The sequence below is a fragment of the Halorubrum sp. Atlit-26R genome (assembly GCF_003666015.1).
GTDB lineage: Archaea > Halobacteriota > Halobacteria > Halobacteriales > Haloferacaceae > Halorubrum.
In genome coordinates this window covers 1-446 of sequence record NZ_QPLT01000524.1, presented here as the reverse complement: position 1 = coordinate 446, position 446 = coordinate 1, and the positions used below count along the sequence as shown (strand labels likewise).

Sequence of the window (446 nt, the reverse complement as noted above, 5' to 3'; positions counted from 1 at the left end):
TTCAGATTCCACCAACCGCAAATATAAATTTACTTATATCTAGTGAATATAGCTTTCTACGTGAACATCGAGACAATACTGCTGCCAGTCAGCGACTCGGACGAGGACCGGCTCAATCGGCTCGTCGATGCCGTCTTGGAGATTGCTGTCCCAACTGATTCCACCGTCGTGGTGGCTCACGCCATTCCGGACGAGGACGACGGCGTCGTGACCACGATACCGGCGATAAGCGGCGGGAACTATCCGCAGATCCTCTCCCGGACAGAGTATGACGACCTGCTTGACCAGTATCCTGACGATGAACACTCCGTTGACGAGGTTGTCGCTGAACACGAGGTCGTCCGCTCGGTGACTGCCCGTCTCGACGACGCCGGCGTCGCGCACGAGGTTCGTGGCGTGGTCGGCGATCCCGGTGAGGCGATCCTCGAACTCGCCGCAAACGTCGA

The 446-nt window shown here is 57.6% G+C and carries 1 protein-coding gene; it reads left to right on the top strand.

The window, feature by feature from the left end; genetic code table 11:
• Nucleotides 1-60: 60 nt before the first annotated feature.
• Nucleotides 61-446, top strand: a 386-nt coding sequence (locus tag DVK07_RS21770; RefSeq protein ID WP_233565660.1) for a universal stress protein, incomplete at its 3' end; no start/stop codon positions are given.